The organism is Pseudomonas sp. WHRI 8519 (assembly GCF_040224055.2).
Lineage (GTDB): Bacteria > Pseudomonadota > Gammaproteobacteria > Pseudomonadales > Pseudomonadaceae > Aquipseudomonas > Aquipseudomonas putida_X.
In genome coordinates, this window is the sequence record NZ_CP167996.1 from 3,508,410 (window position 1) to 3,526,489 (window position 18,080).

Below are 18,080 nucleotides of genomic sequence, written 5' to 3' on the forward strand. Positions count from 1 at the left end.
GTTCAGTCCTGTTTGTCCTTGATGGCCTTGAGTAAAGCATCGATATCACCGCGCCGGCCTTGGTCGGCCAACTCGCGTCCCGGGCGTGGCGGCGCCTGCCGGGCTTTTTCCAGGGCGGCAGTGGCCTGCGCATAGCGCTTTTGCCGGAACAGATGATCGGCCCAGAAGTAGTTGCTGTCGATACCATTGGGGTTGATCTGCAGCGCCTTGCGCAACAAGGTGTCGGCCTTGTCGCTGTCACCAAAACCGATAGGCCAGCCGGGCACCTGGTCATACAAGGTACCCAGGCTGGTATACGCCGAGCCCTGCAGGGCACTGGGGTCGAGTTTGATCGCCTCTTCCAGGCTGGCCTTGGCCGACTTGACCTTGCCCAACGCCCCCAGCCCGCCAATGGCACCTGCCCAACTGCTATTGATGATGCCCTCCCAGATCAAGGGTTCGGCCGAGCCAGGGTGCTGATGAACCAGCGTGGAGGCGTCGCTTGCCAGTCTCTCGAACGCCTCGGCGCGCTTGCCTTCAGGCATCTGGTACTGAATCTGCGCCCAGCGCTGTTGCAAGTCAGCCAGTTGTTGGCTGCCAGCCTGGTCCAGCGCCCAGGTGAGCGGTGCGAAGGCCAGCAGGCCAGCGATGAACAGACCTTTCATTTGAGCGACTCCTTGGAATGACTGGCGATGTATCGACGGATCACCGGCAGTTGCTTGCGCAGCGCACGGTCGACCACACCGGGCAACATGCCGTTGATGCGTACGAAGAGCTTTTCCGGCCACCCCAGGTACAGCTCGTTGCGTTCTGACTGCACGGCCTTGAGCACCGCGCGGGCCACATCCGCAGGGTCGTCCATGCCGACCTTCAGTGCCTGGTTGAGCGCCGTGGCGGCGGTGCTGTTCATCGCGGTGCGGGTTGCCCGGGGTGCGGCGTACATGACATTCACCGAGGTATCGGCCAGCTCCCGGCGCAGCGCCTCGGAAAAACCGCGCAGGGCGAATTTGCTGGCGCAGTAGGTGGCGTAACCTGGGTAACCGATCGAGCCGTAGGTGGAGCCGACGTTGACCACCATCGCCCGGGGTTGTTCGCGCAGCAGCGGCAGGCACACACGGGTCAGTTGCACCGCGGCTTTGAGGTTGATGTCCAGCAGTTCGTCCAGCGCCTGCTCGTCTAGTTGATCAAGCAGGGCAAAGCGGTTCACGCCTGCAGCATTGATCAGGACGTTGACGCCCCCCATCGCCCGGGCGCGGGCAAGCACCTGTTCACGCCCCTGATGGCTGCGCAGGTCGGCCGACTGCCACAGCAGCCTGTCGTGGTAACGGTTCATCAGGCCGGCGAGTTTGCCCATCTGCCGGCTCACCGCCAACACCCGGGCACCGTCTGCGCACAACTGTTCGGCCAACTCCAGGCCGATGCCTCCGCTGGCGCCGGTGAGTATCACTACGCACTCAGGCAAGCGCATGACGCACCTCATGCAGGCCCGCACGCGGCAGCCCCAGGAACATGTCGGTATACAGGCGATAAACCACTTTGGCCGCATGGATCACAGCGCGCTGGTCATCAGCGTCATCAAGGCGGTCCATCAGGCGCTTGTAAGTGACCATATGGTCCTGGTCGAGAGCACCGTGGGAGCTGAGGTAACTGAAGGCCCGGTCCGGCAACGCCAACGTGGTCTGGATCGTGCCGGCAGCCTGGGTGGCCAAGGCAACGCTGGTGCCTTCGAGCACATTGACCATGCCAAACAGCCCGACCGGGTTGCCACGGGCGATCAGGTCGTAAAGGTACGCGACCATCAGCTCGATCGGCAGTGCTGGCCGAGCGTCACGCACCGCTTCCCAGTCACCGCCACAGGCATTGATGTCATTGAGGATCCACTGCTCGTGGCCATACTCCTCCTCGATGTATTCGCACACAGCGCCGCGCAGCCATTCCAGGCGCGAAGGCAGGCGCGCCCCGCACGCCATCATCAGCGGCACGGTGTGGCGTACATGGTGGTATGCCTGGGCCAGGAAGGCCACATAGCTGTCGAGGCTGACGTGGCCCGCCAACGCATCGCGTATGACCGGCACGGCGAACAGGGCCTGGCGCTCCTGGGTGGTTTGCAGTTGCAGCGTGTCGAAAAAAGACATGGCAGCCCTCACAACGGGGTATCGGATAACAGGGAGTGGTAACGCCGCAGGATGGCCTCGCGTCGCGGGCGGCCGTTGGCGGTCAAGGTGTCGTCGGTACTGGACAGCGGGCACGGCAGGCGACGCCAGGCATGTACCCGGGCATAGTCCGGCAGCAAGGCATTGCACTGCTGTACGGCCTGGTCGATGAAGGTGTCGGGGGTGGCAGGGTCCAGCGGCCAGAGCAATGCCAGGTTCTTTGGCAGGGCCTCGCCATGCACGAACGCTTGGGCGATCACACCGCCCTGGGTCAGTTCGGCCTCGACCCATTCCGGGTTGACGTTGCGCCCGAAACTGGTGATGAACTGGTGTTTCTTGCGGCCATCGAGGTACAGGTAGCCCTCCTCGTCGAAGTGGCCGAGGTCGCCTGTAGCCCACCAGCTATCGCAGACGGGTGGTTCCTCCAGGTAGCCGAGCAACACTGAGCCCGCCACCAGCACCTCCCCGTCCTCGGCGATACGCACCTGCACATGGGGCAGCGGTTTGCCGACACTGCCCCGGCGGGTTGCGCCAGGTCGGTTCAAGGCCACCACCGAAGCGCACTCGGACAAGCCATAGCCTTCGAACACCGGCAGGCCGATCGCTTCGGCGCGGGCCAACAGGCTGGGCGCCACCCGGGCACCGCCGACCGCAACGAAGCGCAGCGCCCCCACCCGCATCAGCCCGCGCTCGATGGCAGTGATCAACCCCATCAGCAGCTGCGGTACCAGGATCAGGCTTTGCGCGCCGCTCAGGGCGATTGCCCCCAGCAAGCGCTTGAAATCGACCTGGCTGGCTCCTCCCATACCCAGTTGTGCCTGGGGATACAGCAATACACTCGCGCCAGCCATCAGTGCGGCATAAACACCAAGATTTTCCAGCAGCACACCCAGCGGCAGCACCACCAGGTAACGCTGCGGTTCACTGGGACGGCTGGCCACCTCCAGTTCCCGGGCTACGCGTAACAGGGCTTCGGCAGACAGGCACACGCCTTTGGGCTTGCCCGTGCTGCCAGAGGTGTAGGTGATCTTGGCAGTACCGGGCGGCAGCGCCGCAGTGGCGTCTGCCTCGCGAACCCAAAACCCATCCTGTTGGGCGAACCCAAGCTCAGCGAGCGCAGCGCACCATTGCGGGCCGCACAAGACATGGCTGGGGCCGCTCTGCTCGATGCAGTGGCTGAATTGGGCAACACTGAAGAACGGGGGCACGACCACGCAGGGGCGCTGGGTAAAAAGCGCCGCCAGATCCCAGAAGAGCAACTGCGGGCCATTATCCAGGGCCAGTACCAGCGTGCCTGGCGAACGCGTGCGCAAATCTTGGATGCGCAAACCCACTTCTGCCAGTAATTGCCTGAATGTGAAGCGCTCTGTCGAATCTTGTACGGCGATTGCGTCACCGTGGTCGCGGGCATACGAGACCAGCAGCTGATGAAAACGCTCCAGCTCATGCGGCATGGCCAGTTTCCTCAAAAACCATTGGCAAGCCCAGGCGCTGGAACACCCCTGCCCTGCTCAAGGCATCGAAGCCACTACCGATATTGCCGGCAAAGACTTTCGGGTGCTGGGCGTAGTAGGTCCCCCACTGGTCCACCTGCCCGTTCAACCGGGCTGGGTCGGCCGACGCCAGTACCGATGGCACCAGCCCCAAGCGCTGAAAGCTGTTGATCAATGTCGTCGCGCCGGTGAACGCCACCCACCTCAAGCCGCGCAGGGCCAGCAACCAGGTCACCGCGATGATCATGATCCGCGCGCTACCGGCACTGAGCGCGGCCAAGTTGCCGACTTCGACCATGCACGCGCGCTCAAGGGTGCAGCCAGCCACGCGAGAAACTGCAGCTTCCAGCGGTTCATCCAGGTAGTGCTCCAGGAACAGCGGCCCGCTGCTGGCCGGGCGCATGCCTGCGGCAGCGACCAGCCGCCCCTGGCTGTCATGCAACGCCAGCAGTTCGGGCAGGTAATGGTGCACATCAGCGTGATGCACGTTGGCAAAACACTGATGGATGAAATGCTCGAGCTCATCGCGCCCCGGGGCCTTGTGCAGATGAAGCGACAAGTGAGCCTGGTGGTCGACGTGGCTGCCGATAGGCAATGGGAGCAGGCTGCTCCACTGAGACTGGGTCATGAAACTCCCCCCGTTTGGGCTTGATGGGGTGAGTATCTGTGGTCAATCTGAAGGCAATCTGAAGTTACGGATTTGACCTGCGTTGTTGGGCTGCTCCCCCACCATCGCCATCGGCGGCAAGCCAGCGGCTAATTGGCAGGTGGGTGATCTTTATCAATCCCCTGCTGATTTTCAGTTGTAGAACCGACACGATGGCCATAACCGGCCACACTTCTCTCAAAGCCGCAGGGGAGCCGTCGATGCTGACCGTCACGCTGATCAACGCGCTGGTCGTGGTGCTGGTGGTGGTGATCCATTATGAATGCCTGCTGCGCCTGAACGACTGGCTGCCGCGGCTCAAGCTCTGGAGCCGGTTCCGCATCGTCATCGGTGTGCTCGGCGCGCTGGCGGCCCATGCACTGGAAGTCTGGTGCTTTGCCCTGGCCTATTACCTGATGGCCAGTACCGAAGGCTGGGGCACGCTGAGTGGCAACTTCGACGGCACGTTCATGGACTGCGTGTATTTCTCGTTCACCACCTATACCACCATCGGTTTCGGCGACATCACGCCCAGCGGCGACCTCAAATACCTCACAGGCCTGCAGGCACTCACGGGGCTGGTGATGATCACCTGGACGGCCTCCTTTCTGTTTCTGGAAATGCAGAAATACTGGAAGGCCAAGTAGCGAGGCGTGGGCCTATCAACCCGGCAATTGACAACGATCAAGCGCGCCAAAGGCAACGCGTTGAAACTGAACCTCCTTTGAACACCCGCAAACCGTAAGGAGGCTTGCCATGGCATCCGCCGAAACACCCCGCCCACTAGCAGCACCAGCATTTCCTGCGACCACCGGCGAACACTGGATCGAAGCACTCGACAATGGCACCCATGTACTGATCAGGCCCTTGCAGCCCAAGGATCGTGAACGCGAAAAGCACTTCATCGAACGCTTGTCTCCTCAGTCGCGCCACTTCCGTTTTCTGTCCCAGCTCAAGGAGCCTGGGGACGCCCTGCTGGACCAACTGATGGTGGTCGATCAGGACCAGCATATGGCCTATGTGGCCCTCGCGCATGTCGACGGTGAGCTGCAGGAAGTCGGTATCTCCCGCTACGCCACCGGTGCGGATCACCAAGCATGCGAATGCGCCGTTACCGTGCTCGACAGCTGGCAGCGTCACGGCCTGGGCACATTGCTGCTCCGGCACCTGATCGACCACGCACGGGCCAAGGGCCTGCGCCAGATGTATTCGATTGACGCTGCGGCCAATGTGGCGATGCGCGACCTGGCCCAGGCAGCTGGGTTTACCACTGCCAGAGACCCGGACGACCCAAGCCAGGTGATTCACCGGCTATCGCTGGCCTGAGGCGGCGCTGCGGCGGTAGCCTCGGGCAGCAGGTCGAGTTGCTCCAGGCACCGCCGCTCATCAGCCTCGGTCAGCCCTTTGAAAGCACTGACTTCCAGCAACGGCGTATTGAACAGCGCGAGCCGAAGAACGCCATTGCGCTCCAGAAACGTCTGCGCCAGGCACTGACAGACGGGCTTGGCGATCAACGCGGCGAGCGCTTGGTCCTCTGGCAGATCGACCTGTGCCTGCAGGTTGGTCTCGCAGCCGTTGACGATGCCTTGCACGGAGCGGCTGGCGAGCCCTAGTGTGCCGACGCCCAGCATCGCCAGCAGTAGCAGCATGCCCAGCAGAATGTTCGACTCTCTGGCCACATCCCGGACCATGGCAAGCCTTGCCTGCCAACCGGTGGCCTGCCCGGAAAAAATGGTGGTGCCCACTGTTTTCTTGAAAACCCGGTGCACGCCCAACCCGACCGCCGCGCTCAGCGTCAGCAGCGTCAGCGCGATGGCCGGCTCATGCATCGGCAGGCGCCAGGCTGGGCCCAGTACCTGGTATACCGAGGCGGCAATGGCCAATGTGGCGATGGCCGCGATCCACCCAATGCTGCCCTTGGGCCGTCTTGCCCAGGCGCTTAGCCTCAGCCTGGTTTGCATGTTCATCAAAGCCTCCAGCCCCGGGTCAACGCACAGGGTCTATGGCAACGGTTTCCATGTGCTCGGGCACGCACACCTGCCAGCCGAGCTCAAGGCTTATCCGCCGACGCAAGGTGTCCGCAGCATGCGGTTCGCCATGAATGACGTAGGTTTGCCGCGGTGGCCGGGTGAAACCGCGCAACCACTCCATGATTTCGTCCGCGTCGGCATGGGCCGACAGATTGTCCATGGCGAAGACGTGCGCGCGAATCGGCACGTCTTCGCCATGCAGGCGCACGCTGCGCGCCCCAGCAACGATATCGGCGCCCCGGGTCCCACCCGCCTGAAACCCAGAGAACAGGATGCTGTTGTGCGCATTGGGCGCCAGCGCTTTGAGGTGATGCAACACCCGCCCCCCCGTGGCCATGCCGCTGGCGGCAATGATCACCGCAGGTTCGCGCAACTGGTCCAGGCGCCTGGACTCATCGACCGTGCGGATGATCTGCGTACCCTTGCACATCTGCGCGCACTCCAGCGCCGTCAGGCGGTGCTCACGCCTGAACTGCTGGTACAGGGCGGTGGCATCCGTGGCCATCGGGCTGTTCAGGTACACGGGGATGTCGGGTATCAGCCCGTCACGCTTGAGCCTGTACAGGTAGTACAGCAACAGTTGCGCACGGCCCACCGCGAAAGACGGCACCAACGTGATGCCATGGCGCAGCAGGGTCTGGTTGATCACGTCGGCCAGGTAGCGTTCCGGGGCTTGGGCGGGGTGTGAGCGGTCACCGTAGGTCGACTCCACCAGCAGCACATCGGCCGCACCGATCAGCTCGGGTGCACGCATCACGGGATCGTTGGGCCGCCCCAGGTCACCTGATGACACCAGCGTCTGACCATCCACCGTCAGTTGCACGGTCGCCGCGCCCAGAATGTGCCCGGCCGTGCGCAGCAACAGTTCGACACCCGGTGCGATCGGGGTACGCTGGTGCAACTCGACGGGCCTGAACAGCTGCAGCGCACGTTTGGCATCCTGCTCGGTGTACAAGGGCCGGGCCGGCGAATGCTTGGAATAGCCATGACGATTGGCATGGTCGGCCTGTTCCTCCTGCAATCGGGCGCTGTCGAGCAACAGGATTTCAGCAAGGGCACAGGTTGCCGGGGTGGCATACACAGGCCCGCTGAAGCCCTCGCGCGCCAGCACCGGCAGGTAGCCGCTGTGGTCCAGGTGGGCATGTGTGAGCACTACCGCATCGACCGCCCGCAGCGCCGCCGGCAGTGGCTCCCAATTACGCAGGCGCAGTTGCTTGTAACCCTGGAAAAGCCCGCAGTCGATCAGCACCCGTGTCGAATCACGCGTCAGCAGGAACTTGCTGCCCGTCACCGTGCCCGTACCGCCGAAGAAGGTCAGTTGCATGGTGGCGGCTCCCAGGTGTCGATCACGCAGGGATGAACGGACAGCACGCTGCACGGTGGGTCGCTCACAATGCGCTCGGTGGTGTCGCCCAGCAGCTTGCTCAACCCCCTCGGCTGCACAACCCCCATAACCACCACGTCGATGTCCAGGGCCGCCACTTGCTCGCGAATCACTTGCACTGCCCCTCCTTCCTTGAAGTGCCGGCAATCGTGGGGCACACCTTCGGCATCGGCCAATGCATCGAACGACACCTGCAAGGCATCTCGCATCTCCTCGACCCAGGTCTGCGTCACCAGCATTTCTGGGGCGAACACACCCGCCAGGTCATATGCACCCAGCAGATGCAACTGCGCATCGCATTGCAACGCCAGGGCATCGGCTGCACGGATGAGGGCGTGATTGAACAGCATCTGTTCATGGGGCGCATCGTGCAGGGCGGTGTCCACGGCGACCAGTATGCGTTTTGGCAAGGACGCGGCTGCCCGAGGTACGAAATGCAGCAAGCACTGGCACGCTCGCAGCAGCGCGCAGTCCAGTGGCGTGGCGAAAAACCGGGCCAGTGCCGGTGTTTTTTCGGTGTCCTTGATGACCATGTCGGGCTTGAGCTCGCGGATGTAATCGGCGGCCTGCTCGCGCAGGTCTTCGGCCTTGACGGTATCGAACGTCAGGCAGGCATCGCTGGGCCGGTGACGCTCGACCAGGGCCTCGAGCTGCTCGCGATAGCGCCCGTATTGGCGCTGCATCTCGGCTTCGTTCAGCTGTTCCTGGCGTAACGCATGGTCCGCGTGTGGCTCGAACAGCCCAACGATATGCACCGCTGCGCCGCTGACATGCGCCAGGGCAAGCGCCCGGCGCAAAGCCGCCGAGTGCGGGTCGATGTCGGTAACCAGCACCAGCAGTTGTCGATACTGACCCATGGGAAACCTCCGGCCGCACGCGGCGATGGCAAGTAGCATCGATCTTCGAACCCCCTGCCATAGCGCGTTTGATGCAGATCAGAAAGTCACCACTGGCGCACCAAGTTGATCAATGTCAGAACCATGACGCCGTCTCACGGTACAACCAGTACAGCCCACGTTGGTCGAGCCCTCTGGAGGCCCTATGAACAAGCCGTTGCTGGAAACCGAAGATTCAAGCGAGCACTGGGTCGACACCCTTGCTGACGGCACAGCCGTGCTGATTCGGCCGCTGCGCAATGATGATCACGAACGGGACCGGCGCTTTGTGAGCACGATCAGCCATGAGGCCCGCCGTTTTCGTTTTCTCGCCGGGCTCAGCGGTGGTTTGCCCGGCCTGGACGCGCAGTTGATGCCGGTCGACGGTCACCAGCACATGGCCTACGTCGCGCTGGCCCATGACAATGGCCAGCTGCATCAGCTTGGCGTCAGCCGCTATGCCGCGATACCGGGCAGCCACAATTGCGAATGCGCCGTGGCTGTCGACGAGCGCTGGCAGCGCAAGGGGCTGGGCAAGCTGTTGTTGCAGCACCTGATCGACGCGGCACGGCGCAATGGATACCAGTGCATGGTGTCCAGGGACCTCTCGAACAACTACGCCATGCACCGGCTGACCAAGGCGCTGGGGTTCACCTCGCGCTACCTGGGCGGCGATGTCAGCGAAATCCTTCATGAACTTGACCTGCGCAGGTGAAACAAGGCCCTTGCGGGCCTTGCCCCTCTAACCTTGCGAATGCTCGGGTGATAACACCAGCACACTGGTGCTGAGCCGGTGCAGGATCCGCTCGGCCGTACTGCCGATGAACCAGCCGATGCCGTGATGGTGGTAGCTGCCCATCACCAGCACATCGATGTCGTTGTTGTCCATGAACAGCGCCAGCACCTTGGCCGGGTCCCCCACCCGCATGTGGCGGTGCTCGAAGGCGATCCCGTTGCGCTCGGCCAATGCCTGGAAGGCATCGGCCTGTGCCTCGTGAAGTGTCCGTGAACGGTTCGAATCGAACAGGAACGAATGCTCCCGAGTGCCTTCGGCGTTCAGGTACATCGCGCCCATATCGTAGGCATACAGCAGTTCGATCTGAGCGTTGCATTGCAGGGCCAGCTTGAGCGCTTCGCTGATGATCAGGTCGTTGAAGCCTTCGAACTGATCCTCCGGGCGCGACAGGTCGACCGCTGCCAGTATCCGGCGCGGCAAGGCATTACTGGCGTTGTGCACCAGGTGCAGCGCAATCCGGGTGTCACGCAGCAGCTGCACGTCCAGCGAGGTGAACATGGCTCGTATCCACCAAGGCTCATGTTCAAGCCCCTTGATCAGCATGGCGAACGGCTGTTCACGTAGATGCACCTGGATCTCGTCCAATGGGTGCTGTACCCACAACACCTCGGTAGTGACCGTCACACCATTGCGGCGCATCGACGATGCCTGGGTTTCCAGCCATTGACGATGTTGCTGCACATACCCCTCGCGCATGACCGCCAAGGCCTGGTCGTTGACCAGGCCGGCAGTGGCCAGCCCCTCGAGGTAGTCGAACGCGACGATGTGCAATGGCATGCCCTTGGCTTTGGCCAGCGCCGCCGCTCGATCAAAGACCGGCGTGCGGCGCATCAAGGGCGAAGCGATGAAAAGAAGTCTTTGCGAGTTGGTCATGGCACACCTCTGCGGGCTCGATGAGTACCTCGATGCTCTGCTGCCGGCGGCTGCCCGGTTTGATGTATGTCAACAGTGCAAGCGAGCAGACCAACGGCTGTTGCCGCTTACCGGGCAATTGACACGGATCAAGACTTATTGGTTTTTTCGGCGCACGCTGTACCTAGCCTCGCTGCTGACAAGGACGCCATTGCGCCTCGAATCAATCGCTATTGCTTGCCCATGCAGGCACTGGAGGTTCCGATGAACGTCTACGTCGAGAAAAGCGCCAATGACAACCGCTGGTGGGTCCACATGGACGAATGGCGGGTGAGTTTCAGAACCCCCATAGAAGCCGAACAGTTCGTCGGCGTGCTGACCGCCCGGCTTAACGCGCCCCATTCACTGAGCAAGATCGCCACCGTCGCTTCCAGACCGGCGAGGGAGGCCTGAGATGTCGGGCCTGATCGACGTTCAGTCGCTCGGCGAGCCGGTACAGCTGCGCCCGTCCCCACCCATTCACCTACAACCACTGGCATCGCGCTGCAATGGGTGCCGGGTCAACGGCTTGTGCTTGCCCACGGGTTTGCCCCTGCGCGACAACAGCAGCCTGGGCACATTGATCGGCCCGCGCATCCGCATCAGGAAGGGGGCTGCGCTCTTCAATGCCAATATGCCCTTGAGCGCCTTGTATGCCGTGTATTCAGGCAGTTTCAAGACCAACCTGAACAATGCCGAAGGCCAGGGTGTGGTCATCAATTTCTGGATGCCGGGCGACGTACTGGGGCTCGACGCCATCGCCACCGAGCACCATGTCTGTGACGCCATTGCCCTGGAGGACAGCGAAGTCTGCCCCGTCCCATACCATCGCCTGCAGGCCCTGGCGCGTGATTTTCCCACGCTGCAGCAGAGCTTGAACCGCCTGATGAGCAGGGAAATCATCCGCGAGCATGAGCGCGTGCTGATGCTGTGCAACCTCTCTGCCGAGCAGCGGCTGGCCAGTTTTCTGCTGGGTTTGTCCCGACGCTTCGTCAGCCGCGGCTATTCATCCCACGGCTTCATGCTACGCATGTCGCGCGAGGACATGGCCTCCTACCTGGGGCTGCGCCTGGAAACCATCTGCCGCTCGGTCGCCCACTTGCGCGCCCTGGGTATCGTCAACCTGCACGGCCGGCTGGTGGAAATTCTGGACATGCCTGCACTGATGGCACTGGAACTGGGTTACCCAAACAGCCCGCCTCACTGAACTGCCAGTTGCCTGTGTGCACCTGGCTTGCAGCGCATCGCCTCGCAACAGCTGAAGGTATCGGACATGGCAAATTTTCATCTGGCTTACATGCCGTTGGTCACCTATCCGGATGTGCTCCCCGATGACGCTGTGGCAGCCGGTGTACACCTGGCCGTCGCGCTGGGGTATGACCTGCATGTCATGACCTTTGCGGTAAGGATCCCCTACCTTTCGCCGTCCATTGGCAGCACCCTGCTGAATATCCCCGACATGATTCAAACCACCGAAAGCAACAGTCGCATGCAGTGCAAAGCGCTGCAGGCCATGGTGGGCGGCCTGGAACACGGCCAGAGCAGTGTGGAATTCTCCACCAGAGAGGTAGTGCCCGGCCTGACGGGTACCGCAGCGGCAGAGGCGTCAAGGTATTTCGACCTGACCTTCCTGCCGTGGGCAGTCGACAAGCCCGTCATCCAGGAGCTGGCAGAGTCGGTAATTTTTGGCGCTGGCAGGCCATGCGTCCTCGTTCCCCCTTTGCCCAGCAAGCCCATCAGGCACATGGCATTGGCCTGGGACGGCAGCCGCGTCGCGGCGCGAGCACTCGCTGACGCGTCACACCTGATGACTGCCGACATGCTCATCACGGTCCTGACCGTGCAGGGCGAAAAGCCACTCGAGCACGCCGACATCGCGCAGGACATGGCCCATGCCTTACAGCACCGAGGCCTGAACGCGCGGCCGCTGAGCGTGAAGCTGGCCGGGCGACCGATCGCTGAGTGCCTGCAGCAAGAAGCCCTCACCGTCGGCGCCGATCTGTTGGTCATGGGCGGGTTCGGTCATTCGCGCTTGAAAGCATTCGTCCTGGGCGGCGCTACCCGCGGGGTTCTGCAAGCCCTTCGAATGCCCATACTGCTGTCGCACTGAACCCCGGCGATCAGTGCCTTCGTCACAACATGCGATACACGGAAAATCGTGTAGCCCAGAAAGCGATGCTTTGCCTTGGCTGACAGATCATTGCAGCCAAGGCGGCGGCGGTTCTTCGCCCTTGACCGGCCCATGCTCGGCTTCGGTCCGTGCGGCTCGGCGGCGGGCATCGTCCAAGCGGGCAGCGTCGATTTCGCGCATCACGCCCCCCACGTCCGCGACATGCTCATCGTCCTCGAATTCGCCCGTCAACGGGCTGTCCGCACGCAGTTCACCAGCCTCGTACAGCGCCCACATTTCCTGGGCAAAGCGGGTGTCTTTCAATTCCGGGGCAAAGCGCCCGAAATAGTGAGCCATGTTCGCCACGTCACGCTGCAGCATGCTGAATGCATGGTTGTTGCCGGCTGCATCCACCGCCTGTGGCAGGTCGATGATCACCGGGCCGTCCGGGCCCAGCAGCACATTGAATTCGGAGAGGTCGCCATGCACCAGGCCGGCACACAGCATCAGCACGATCTGGCGGATGACGAAGGCGTGGTACTCACGCGCCTCCTCAGCCTCCAGGTGCACGTCATTCAGGCGCGGGGCCGCATCGCCATCGGCGTCGGTCACCAGCTCCATCAGCAGTACGCCATCCTGGAAATCATAGGGTTTGGGCACCCGCACACCGGCATTGGCCAGGCGGAACAACGCCGCCACTTCAGCGTTCTGCCAGGCGTCCTCGGCTTCCTTGCGGCCGTACTTGCTGCCCTTGGCCATCGCCCGGGCCTGGCGGCTGTTGCGTACCTTGCGGCCTTCCTGGTATTCGGCGGCCTGGCGGAAACTGCGCTTGTTGGCCTCTTTGTAGACCTTGGCGCACCGTACCTGGGCGCCGCAACGCACCACGTAGACGGCTGCTTCCTTGCCGCTCATCAAGGGTCGCAGTACTTCGTCGACCAGTCCGTCTTCAATCAGCGGTTCGATTCGTTTTGGCGTCTTCATCAGGCTTGTGTTCGGGGTCCTGTCTGGCCTTATGGCTTGGTTGGCGAACATCCTCTCACAGGCTGATGCGTCTTGCTCGTTTGTCTGCTCAGGCGGCGGCCCAGCGCTGCGTTATCCAGTGCCGAACCACATGTGTAACCGGGGCCGCTTCGCGGCCCATCGCCGGCAAGCGCGGCTCCCACAGGTACACGACATGCCTGAAGGCTGCCTGGACTGCCCACAAGGGTCGGATGGGGTCCAAGGTCTTGGGGGCAGTCCATTTTGTGGGAGCCGGCTTGCCGGCGATGAGGCCGGTACTGACTCATCAGGGCGTGAGGCGGACGCTCGTGGTAAATGGCTAGCGGCCAATGGAGGCCTTCAATTGAAGATGGTTTGCGAGCAGGTAAGCATCATGGCCTTTGCAGCAATCGTGCTTCTTGGCATATGGCCTGAGCGGCATATCGACAGGAATCATGGACGTCCTTGTAATTCCTAATGCAGACCACACAAAATAAACCAGCTCGCACTGATGCACCACGTCCGACCCTGGAAGTCGGATGTGTGCTGCCAGGGCGCCCTGATTGAGCCTCATCGCCACGGACGACAACTAAATCTACAAGGGAATGTATGCCGGCAAAAATTCTGTTGCTTTTAACCGTGTTATCGCTAGGCGGCTGCTTCAGCACGATTGGCCACATGAGCGGGGAACGTTGCGTTTATCACGGTACCCGCGCATCGTGGGCCTGGGCAAATCACCCAGACACGTTGAGCAGTTGGCCATTTCTAATCGATACGCCGTTTTCTTTTGCGTTGGACACCCTGTTGCTGCCCTATGACCTGACGGCCTTTTTACCCGACAGCCTGGGTGGCGACCGAAGCGAATGCGTGATCAAGGGCGGGTTGAACGTCATCATGTAATCCGCCCCTTAACCCACGAACACGGGTAAAGCCCGTGCCGTCGTCCGAGTTACCTGCTTCCCCGTGAACCAACACAGGAGTGACGATGAAAGAACACAACTACGCTGTAACCATCAATTGGATAGGCAACACAGGTGAGGGTACTGCCAGCTATATGGCTTACCAGAGAGACTTCACTGTCGAGGCGCCAGGGAAAGCGCCTATCCTTGGTTCGGCCGACCCTGCTTTTCGTGGTAAACCCGAATGCTGGAACCCTGAAGACATGTTGCTGGCCTCGATCTCGGCCTGCCACAAGCTCTGGTATCTTCATCTGTGCGCCGTCAACAATGTGTGCGTGCTGGAGTACGTCGATTACCCGGTGGGCCGGATGGTCGAAGGAGATGGCGAGCGCAAGGGCCATTTCGTGGAAGCAGAGCTAAGACCTCAAATCATCATTGGTAGCCAATCAGATAAAGATCTTGCAATGCGCTTGCATGACGATGCTCACCACGAGTGTTTCATTGCCAACTCGGTCAACTTCCCAATCAAATGCAAGCCTGTTATCAACTATCGAAGCTAACGAAAGTCTGGGGCTACGGGGATGGTACAAATCTCTGCGTAGCCCTCTGGAATCCACCATGAGTCACCTGCGATAGCATCGTCGATAACAGCGACTCTTGCGACTTGGCTTTCCTTTAGAAATGCCAACCTTGAAAAGCATTGATGGAAGGTAGGCGGTGGCAGCTTTTGATCAAATGATCATAGCGCTGCGACCTACTCACACCTCTTAGCGAGACGGTGCCTTATAGAAGCTGGGAGCGAATCGCCGAGCTTCTGCCGAATCAGTGGAACCCGCTCAGAAATCGTCCCTCCCGATGGCTATCGACGCGCCGTGCAGTGCATTTCCGGAGCCTGATAGCCCCATACTACGGTGGCCTCACCTTGGTGCTCCCATAAACTCTCATTTTGCCCCTTGTAGCGCGCGCCGCTGGCGCTCTGTTCTATGTACATCAGCGAACTGCGGTCACCGAACTCGACGATAGCCGTGGGCGGCTCGGTGCGGAAGAAGAAGGCAACCACTTCCTTGGCCGGGTTGCCGTCACACTGGTAGGACACCGGACCGGTGGCCTCGACCAGCCGATAGCGGGCCTGCAGTTCGGCGATGCGCAGGCGGTAGCTGTCGGCGATGCAAGTGGGCTGGTCCGCGCTTTTCCAGCAATCGTTGCGACCCTTGATCCAGCCCCGTTGCTCGGCCTTGAGCACCGGCGGATGTTCATTGCCGGCCTTCTGCTGTGCGGCTGTGTAGACCTCGGCCATTTGCCGGTCCAGTGCCGAGAGCGACTCGCTCTGGCAGATCTGCTGTTCGATGCTGCCGGCCTCGACCTGAGTGCAGTTGAAGGCAGGTCCCGCAGCTAGGACGTGCGATTGAGGCAAGATGAGCAGCAGGGGAAGAAGCCAGTGCTTCATGGGAGCCACCATTAGCGATTTAGAATACTGGGCTCAGTCTAGCGCTGTGCTCAATTGCGTGGAGGATGCCCCAGCTTTTGTCGGCGGCTAATGACTGCTAATGGCCATAGCTCCCTCCATGAAGGGCAGCTATGGGCCGTTGGCAGTCATCCACCGCCACCCGCGATAGCACGCTGCACATTCGACAGTGGTTGGGCGTCGCTGATGTCGCTGCCTGACCTTTCGAACGAGGAAAACCGACGATGTGCCATTGGTCGCAAAGCCGGAGCGCTCGGGCTATTCAATAGAATCCGAAGAATAGTCGGCATCCAATTGTCACTACAGACATTAGTGCAGCATCCATTTGCATGGAAACAGCCATTGCATAATCAGGCAAGATAAATGGCTTTTAGCCATATTTCACTAATCGCCAATGATTCTAAATGGGCGATAGCCATTTTTTCAAGCGTGACTAAGCTCGTAAGCGCGCAACGGATATTAGGGATGTACGCGCGCTTACCATGACGGATCTATTAAAGGAGTATGAAAATGGAAAGCTTCGCTATCGCCGCATCACAAATCAACTGGAATGGTGGCCAACGGATTACGTTGAGCCCTGGTGATACCGCCACCTGCACGACGTTACGTCCGGGCCAGATATACGGGATTTTCCTGTATAACTCGGCGGGGAGTGACAATAATGCCACCGTCAGTGTGGTATGGAGCAATAGCCAGCCTCCGGCACGGATTACCGTGCCAGGTACCACGGCTAATGCAGGTTTGGCCTCATTGGGCTTCGTTTCGGGCACCGACACCCAGACCATTTCGGTCTCCTTACCAAGCAACAGTGGCATAGCCCAGGTCGAACTGTGGTTGGGCAGTACCAGCATGCCGACCAACACCAGCGGGATTAACAATAACCCCTTGCAGGCCAATGGCGAGCAATACCCTTTCAACAAATACAGTCGCTATTATGCGGTGCCGCCATCAAAATGGATGAATCTGACCATCGCCAGCAAGATCACCCAGTTTATCTCGTGCCAGTTCCGCGAAGCCGCTGCGACGGTGTTTGTTGTGAATGAAACGTCCAACGGCTTACTGGCTGGGCAAGTTACCAATATTGGGCCTACCGCTTCGGAGCCCGGAGCGGTTAGCATTGTGGCGACACAGATTCAAAGTGTCAGCACTAACTTGCAAGGTGACGGTACGCAGTGGGTCTGGATGGACGCTGATAGCCCACAAGACTCTACGAGCGCCAGTATTTCCCTGCAGTCGCTGTAAAAGCGCAGTCCGCTGAAATAAAAGAGTCATGCCCAGCGTGGCTCTTTTGTTTTGCGTCAGTGGCCTCATAGTGCCTTGTCAACACTAAGCTCCAGCCGGTTATTTGCACCTTCACCGAAAGTAATGCGCGAATTTTGTATGGCGTGCGGCTCTCGACTTTATTCTGGTCACGCTGTGAAGGTGAATATGCCGGCTGGATATCCATAGCGCTAGGAACGCTTGATACCTCCCCACGTGCCGACGCATCAAAGACATGCGCACGTCGACTACGCTGCGCCCTGGTAGACACAGGCCAGCATTCTGTCTCGGCTCGGCTCACCGATATAGGTCGATACTCGCTATCAACAGCAGTTGCCGATTTGCACCGAACGCCCAGAACATAAGTGTGCTTGCGGTTGACCTCCTCGCCCATTGCCGTAAAATCCCGCGCCCGAAATTCAGCAGGCATGGCGAGAGGGAGCTTCAATGCAACGGGTGATGATCATTGGTCAGCCAGGGTCTGGGAAAAGTACCCTGGCGCGCAAGCTCGGTGAACGTACAGGCTTGCCGGTCGTGCATATCGACACGATTCATTGGCAGCCAGGGTGGGTCGAGCGGAGCCGGGACGAGAAGACGCGTCTTTGTCATGAGGTCGAGGCCCGTGAGCGCTGGATCTTCGAAGGTGGGCATTCGGCCACATGGAACAACCGGCTGGCCCGGGCTGACATGTTGATTTGGATTGATCGCTCGGCACCGCTTCGATTCTGGCGCGTGTTCCTCAGAGCGATGTGGAACCGCGGTCGCACCCGACCTGACTTGCCGGACAACTGTCCGGATTTGCTGGCCAACCTGCCGGAGTTTTTCAGGTTCATGTGGCGGACGAAAACCTCGTCGCGCGAGGTGATGAAGCGATTGGTGCTAACGGCCCCGTCGAGCTGTCGCGTGGTCTGCCTGCGGAGTAATCGAGATACCGATGTTTTTCTCGCGAGTGTGGGCACACAGCCTGGTCAGGTTACCCCAGGTCATTAGATGCTAAATCGCGAGTGAGGCGCTGCTGCGTGACCGCCAAGAATTTTTGTGGATCGCTAATGAAAGCGTAAGGAAGACACCGAGTAGCTATATGCTCGTGTGAAACAGCGATCAGTCTGAAGCCGTGTCCG

Annotated in this window: 21 protein-coding genes; 10 read left to right on the top strand and 11 right to left on the bottom strand. The window is 60.8% G+C overall.

Annotated elements, in window-relative coordinates; all coding sequences use genetic code 11:
- Positions 1-2: 2 nt before the first annotated feature.
- From ABRP30_RS15985 to ABRP30_RS16005, 5 genes are read right to left on the bottom strand one after another with little or no spacing between them, the layout of a single operon-like run.
- Positions 3-644, bottom strand: a complete 642-nt coding sequence (locus ABRP30_RS15985; protein WP_349975736.1) for a hypothetical protein — start codon at positions 642-644, stop codon at positions 3-5.
- On the bottom strand, positions 641-1,447 hold the full coding sequence (locus tag ABRP30_RS15990; protein WP_349975735.1) for an SDR family oxidoreductase: 807 nt from the start codon (positions 1,445-1,447) through the stop codon (positions 641-643). The genes ABRP30_RS15985 and ABRP30_RS15990 overlap by 4 nt, the downstream gene beginning before the upstream one ends.
- Positions 1,434-2,114 (bottom strand): iron-containing redox enzyme family protein, encoded by a 681-nt coding sequence (locus tag ABRP30_RS15995; RefSeq protein WP_349975734.1) that lies wholly within the window; start codon positions 2,112-2,114, stop codon positions 1,434-1,436. The genes ABRP30_RS15990 and ABRP30_RS15995 overlap by 14 nt, the downstream gene beginning before the upstream one ends.
- A gap of 8 nt (positions 2,115-2,122) precedes the next feature.
- Positions 2,123-3,586 (bottom strand): AMP-binding protein, encoded by a 1,464-nt coding sequence (locus ABRP30_RS16000; RefSeq protein WP_349975733.1) that lies wholly within the window; start codon positions 3,584-3,586, stop codon positions 2,123-2,125.
- Positions 3,576-4,253: a thermostable hemolysin gene (locus ABRP30_RS16005; RefSeq protein ID WP_267816596.1), complete on the bottom strand. Its 678-nt coding sequence runs from the start codon at positions 4,251-4,253 to the stop codon at positions 3,576-3,578. The genes ABRP30_RS16000 and ABRP30_RS16005 overlap by 11 nt, the downstream gene beginning before the upstream one ends.
- A gap of 239 nt (positions 4,254-4,492) precedes the next feature.
- On the opposite strand from ABRP30_RS16005, the gene ABRP30_RS16010 reads away from it, so the two are divergent.
- Both ABRP30_RS16010 and ABRP30_RS16015 read left to right on the top strand, forming a co-directional pair.
- Positions 4,493-4,918, top strand: a complete 426-nt coding sequence (locus ABRP30_RS16010; RefSeq protein WP_267816598.1) for a potassium channel family protein — start codon at positions 4,493-4,495, stop codon at positions 4,916-4,918.
- Positions 4,919-5,027: 109 nt separating this feature from the next.
- A complete protein-coding gene (locus ABRP30_RS16015; protein WP_349975732.1) occupies positions 5,028-5,597 on the top strand; it encodes a GNAT family N-acetyltransferase in 570 nt (189 codons plus the stop codon).
- On the opposite strand, the gene ABRP30_RS16020 is transcribed toward ABRP30_RS16015, so the two are convergent.
- Genes ABRP30_RS16020 through ABRP30_RS16030 form a run of 3 tightly spaced genes read right to left on the bottom strand, consistent with a single transcriptional unit; the run spans position 5,576 to position 8,542 of the window.
- A complete protein-coding gene (locus ABRP30_RS16020) occupies positions 5,576-6,238 on the bottom strand; it encodes a hypothetical protein (protein WP_349975731.1) in 663 nt (220 codons plus the stop codon). The two genes, ABRP30_RS16015 and ABRP30_RS16020, sit on opposite strands and share 22 nt — an antisense overlap.
- A 19-nt stretch (positions 6,239-6,257) precedes the next feature.
- Positions 6,258-7,625 (bottom strand): MBL fold metallo-hydrolase RNA specificity domain-containing protein, encoded by a 1,368-nt coding sequence (locus ABRP30_RS16025; protein ID WP_267816604.1) that lies wholly within the window; start codon positions 7,623-7,625, stop codon positions 6,258-6,260.
- Positions 7,616-8,542: a universal stress protein gene (locus ABRP30_RS16030; protein ID WP_349975730.1), complete on the bottom strand. Its 927-nt coding sequence runs from the start codon at positions 8,540-8,542 to the stop codon at positions 7,616-7,618. Before ABRP30_RS16030 ends, ABRP30_RS16025 begins: the two co-directional genes overlap by 10 nt.
- Positions 8,543-8,726: 184 nt before the next feature.
- Here ABRP30_RS16030 and ABRP30_RS16035 point away from each other — a divergent pair, with 184 nt between their 5' ends.
- Entirely contained in the window at positions 8,727-9,275 is a 549-nt protein-coding gene (locus tag ABRP30_RS16035; protein WP_349975729.1) for a GNAT family N-acetyltransferase, read from the top strand.
- A gap of 27 nt (positions 9,276-9,302) precedes the next feature.
- Here ABRP30_RS16035 and ABRP30_RS16040 read toward each other — a convergent pair whose 3' ends face one another.
- Positions 9,303-10,229 carry a universal stress protein gene (locus ABRP30_RS16040; RefSeq protein ID WP_267816611.1) on the bottom strand — a complete coding sequence of 309 codons (927 nt, stop codon included), beginning with the start codon at positions 10,227-10,229 and terminating at the stop codon, positions 9,303-9,305.
- A 243-nt stretch (positions 10,230-10,472) separates the two neighbouring features.
- Between ABRP30_RS16040 and ABRP30_RS16045 the strand changes: the two genes are divergently transcribed.
- The 3 genes from ABRP30_RS16045 to ABRP30_RS16055 all read left to right on the top strand — a co-directional run bounded on the left by ABRP30_RS16045 (position 10,473) and on the right by ABRP30_RS16055 (position 12,357).
- The gene (locus ABRP30_RS16045) at positions 10,473-10,661 is read left to right on the top strand and encodes a hypothetical protein (protein ID WP_267816613.1); all 189 of its coding nucleotides are present in this window, start codon (positions 10,473-10,475) and stop codon (positions 10,659-10,661) included.
- Position 10,662: 1 nt separating this feature from the next.
- The gene (locus ABRP30_RS16050) at positions 10,663-11,454 is read left to right on the top strand and encodes a helix-turn-helix domain-containing protein (RefSeq protein WP_349975728.1); all 792 of its coding nucleotides are present in this window, start codon (positions 10,663-10,665) and stop codon (positions 11,452-11,454) included.
- A gap of 66 nt (positions 11,455-11,520) precedes the next feature.
- Positions 11,521-12,357, top strand: coding sequence for a universal stress protein (locus ABRP30_RS16055; RefSeq protein WP_349975727.1), 837 nt, complete (start codon positions 11,521-11,523; stop codon positions 12,355-12,357).
- A gap of 87 nt (positions 12,358-12,444) precedes the next feature.
- Here the strand turns inward: ABRP30_RS16055 and ABRP30_RS16060 are convergent, their stop codons facing one another.
- The gene (locus ABRP30_RS16060) at positions 12,445-13,338 is read right to left on the bottom strand and encodes a PA4780 family RIO1-like protein kinase (RefSeq protein ID WP_349975726.1); all 894 of its coding nucleotides are present in this window, start codon (positions 13,336-13,338) and stop codon (positions 12,445-12,447) included.
- A 606-nt stretch (positions 13,339-13,944) separates the two neighbouring features.
- Between ABRP30_RS16060 and ABRP30_RS16065 the strand changes: the two genes are divergently transcribed.
- Complete coding sequence (locus ABRP30_RS16065; RefSeq protein ID WP_349975725.1) at positions 13,945-14,235, top strand: YceK/YidQ family lipoprotein; 291 nt, start codon at positions 13,945-13,947, stop codon at positions 14,233-14,235.
- An 85-nt stretch (positions 14,236-14,320) separates the two neighbouring features.
- On the top strand, positions 14,321-14,794 hold the full coding sequence (locus ABRP30_RS16070) for an OsmC family protein (RefSeq protein ID WP_349975724.1): 474 nt from the start codon (positions 14,321-14,323) through the stop codon (positions 14,792-14,794).
- 299 nt (positions 14,795-15,093) lie between these two features.
- Here the strand turns inward: ABRP30_RS16070 and ABRP30_RS16075 are convergent, their stop codons facing one another.
- The gene (locus tag ABRP30_RS16075) at positions 15,094-15,681 is read right to left on the bottom strand and encodes an MliC family protein (protein ID WP_349975723.1); all 588 of its coding nucleotides are present in this window, start codon (positions 15,679-15,681) and stop codon (positions 15,094-15,096) included.
- Between the two features lie 528 nt (positions 15,682-16,209).
- Here ABRP30_RS16075 and ABRP30_RS16080 point away from each other — a divergent pair.
- Together ABRP30_RS16080 and ABRP30_RS16085 are read left to right on the top strand one after the other, a co-directional pair.
- A complete protein-coding gene (locus ABRP30_RS16080) occupies positions 16,210-16,941 on the top strand; it encodes a hypothetical protein (RefSeq protein ID WP_349975722.1) in 732 nt (243 codons plus the stop codon).
- Positions 16,942-17,406: 465 nt separating this feature from the next.
- Entirely contained in the window at positions 17,407-17,949 is a 543-nt protein-coding gene (locus tag ABRP30_RS16085; RefSeq protein ID WP_349975721.1) for an AAA family ATPase, read from the top strand.
- Positions 17,950-18,080 lie beyond the last annotated feature (131 nt).

Coding starts and splice junctions, on each gene's coding strand:
- ABRP30_RS15985 (WP_349975736.1), bottom strand. CDS start 644: ATGAAAGGTCTGTTCATCGCTGGCCTGCTGGCCTTCGCACCGCTCACC.
- ABRP30_RS15990 (WP_349975735.1), bottom strand. CDS start 1,447: ATGCGCTTGCCTGAGTGCGTAGTGATACTCACCGGCGCCAGCGGAGGC.
- ABRP30_RS15995 (WP_349975734.1), bottom strand. CDS start 2,114: ATGTCTTTTTTCGACACGCTGCAACTGCAAACCACCCAGGAGCGCCAG.
- ABRP30_RS16000 (WP_349975733.1), bottom strand. CDS start 3,586: ATGCCGCATGAGCTGGAGCGTTTTCATCAGCTGCTGGTCTCGTATGCC.
- ABRP30_RS16005 (WP_267816596.1), bottom strand. CDS start 4,253: ATGACCCAGTCTCAGTGGAGCAGCCTGCTCCCATTGCCTATCGGCAGC.
- ABRP30_RS16010 (WP_267816598.1), top strand. CDS start 4,493: ATGCTGACCGTCACGCTGATCAACGCGCTGGTCGTGGTGCTGGTGGTG.
- ABRP30_RS16015 (WP_349975732.1), top strand. CDS start 5,028: ATGGCATCCGCCGAAACACCCCGCCCACTAGCAGCACCAGCATTTCCT.
- ABRP30_RS16020 (WP_349975731.1), bottom strand. CDS start 6,238: ATGAACATGCAAACCAGGCTGAGGCTAAGCGCCTGGGCAAGACGGCCC.
- ABRP30_RS16025 (WP_267816604.1), bottom strand. CDS start 7,625: ATGCAACTGACCTTCTTCGGCGGTACGGGCACGGTGACGGGCAGCAAG.
- ABRP30_RS16030 (WP_349975730.1), bottom strand. CDS start 8,542: ATGGGTCAGTATCGACAACTGCTGGTGCTGGTTACCGACATCGACCCG.
- ABRP30_RS16035 (WP_349975729.1), top strand. CDS start 8,727: ATGAACAAGCCGTTGCTGGAAACCGAAGATTCAAGCGAGCACTGGGTC.
- ABRP30_RS16040 (WP_267816611.1), bottom strand. CDS start 10,229: ATGACCAACTCGCAAAGACTTCTTTTCATCGCTTCGCCCTTGATGCGC.
- ABRP30_RS16045 (WP_267816613.1), top strand. CDS start 10,473: ATGAACGTCTACGTCGAGAAAAGCGCCAATGACAACCGCTGGTGGGTC.
- ABRP30_RS16050 (WP_349975728.1), top strand. CDS start 10,663: ATGTCGGGCCTGATCGACGTTCAGTCGCTCGGCGAGCCGGTACAGCTG.
- ABRP30_RS16055 (WP_349975727.1), top strand. CDS start 11,521: ATGGCAAATTTTCATCTGGCTTACATGCCGTTGGTCACCTATCCGGAT.
- ABRP30_RS16060 (WP_349975726.1), bottom strand. CDS start 13,338: ATGAAGACGCCAAAACGAATCGAACCGCTGATTGAAGACGGACTGGTC.
- ABRP30_RS16065 (WP_349975725.1), top strand. CDS start 13,945: ATGCCGGCAAAAATTCTGTTGCTTTTAACCGTGTTATCGCTAGGCGGC.
- ABRP30_RS16070 (WP_349975724.1), top strand. CDS start 14,321: ATGAAAGAACACAACTACGCTGTAACCATCAATTGGATAGGCAACACA.
- ABRP30_RS16075 (WP_349975723.1), bottom strand. CDS start 15,681: ATGAAGCACTGGCTTCTTCCCCTGCTGCTCATCTTGCCTCAATCGCAC.
- ABRP30_RS16080 (WP_349975722.1), top strand. CDS start 16,210: ATGGAAAGCTTCGCTATCGCCGCATCACAAATCAACTGGAATGGTGGC.
- ABRP30_RS16085 (WP_349975721.1), top strand. CDS start 17,407: ATGCAACGGGTGATGATCATTGGTCAGCCAGGGTCTGGGAAAAGTACC.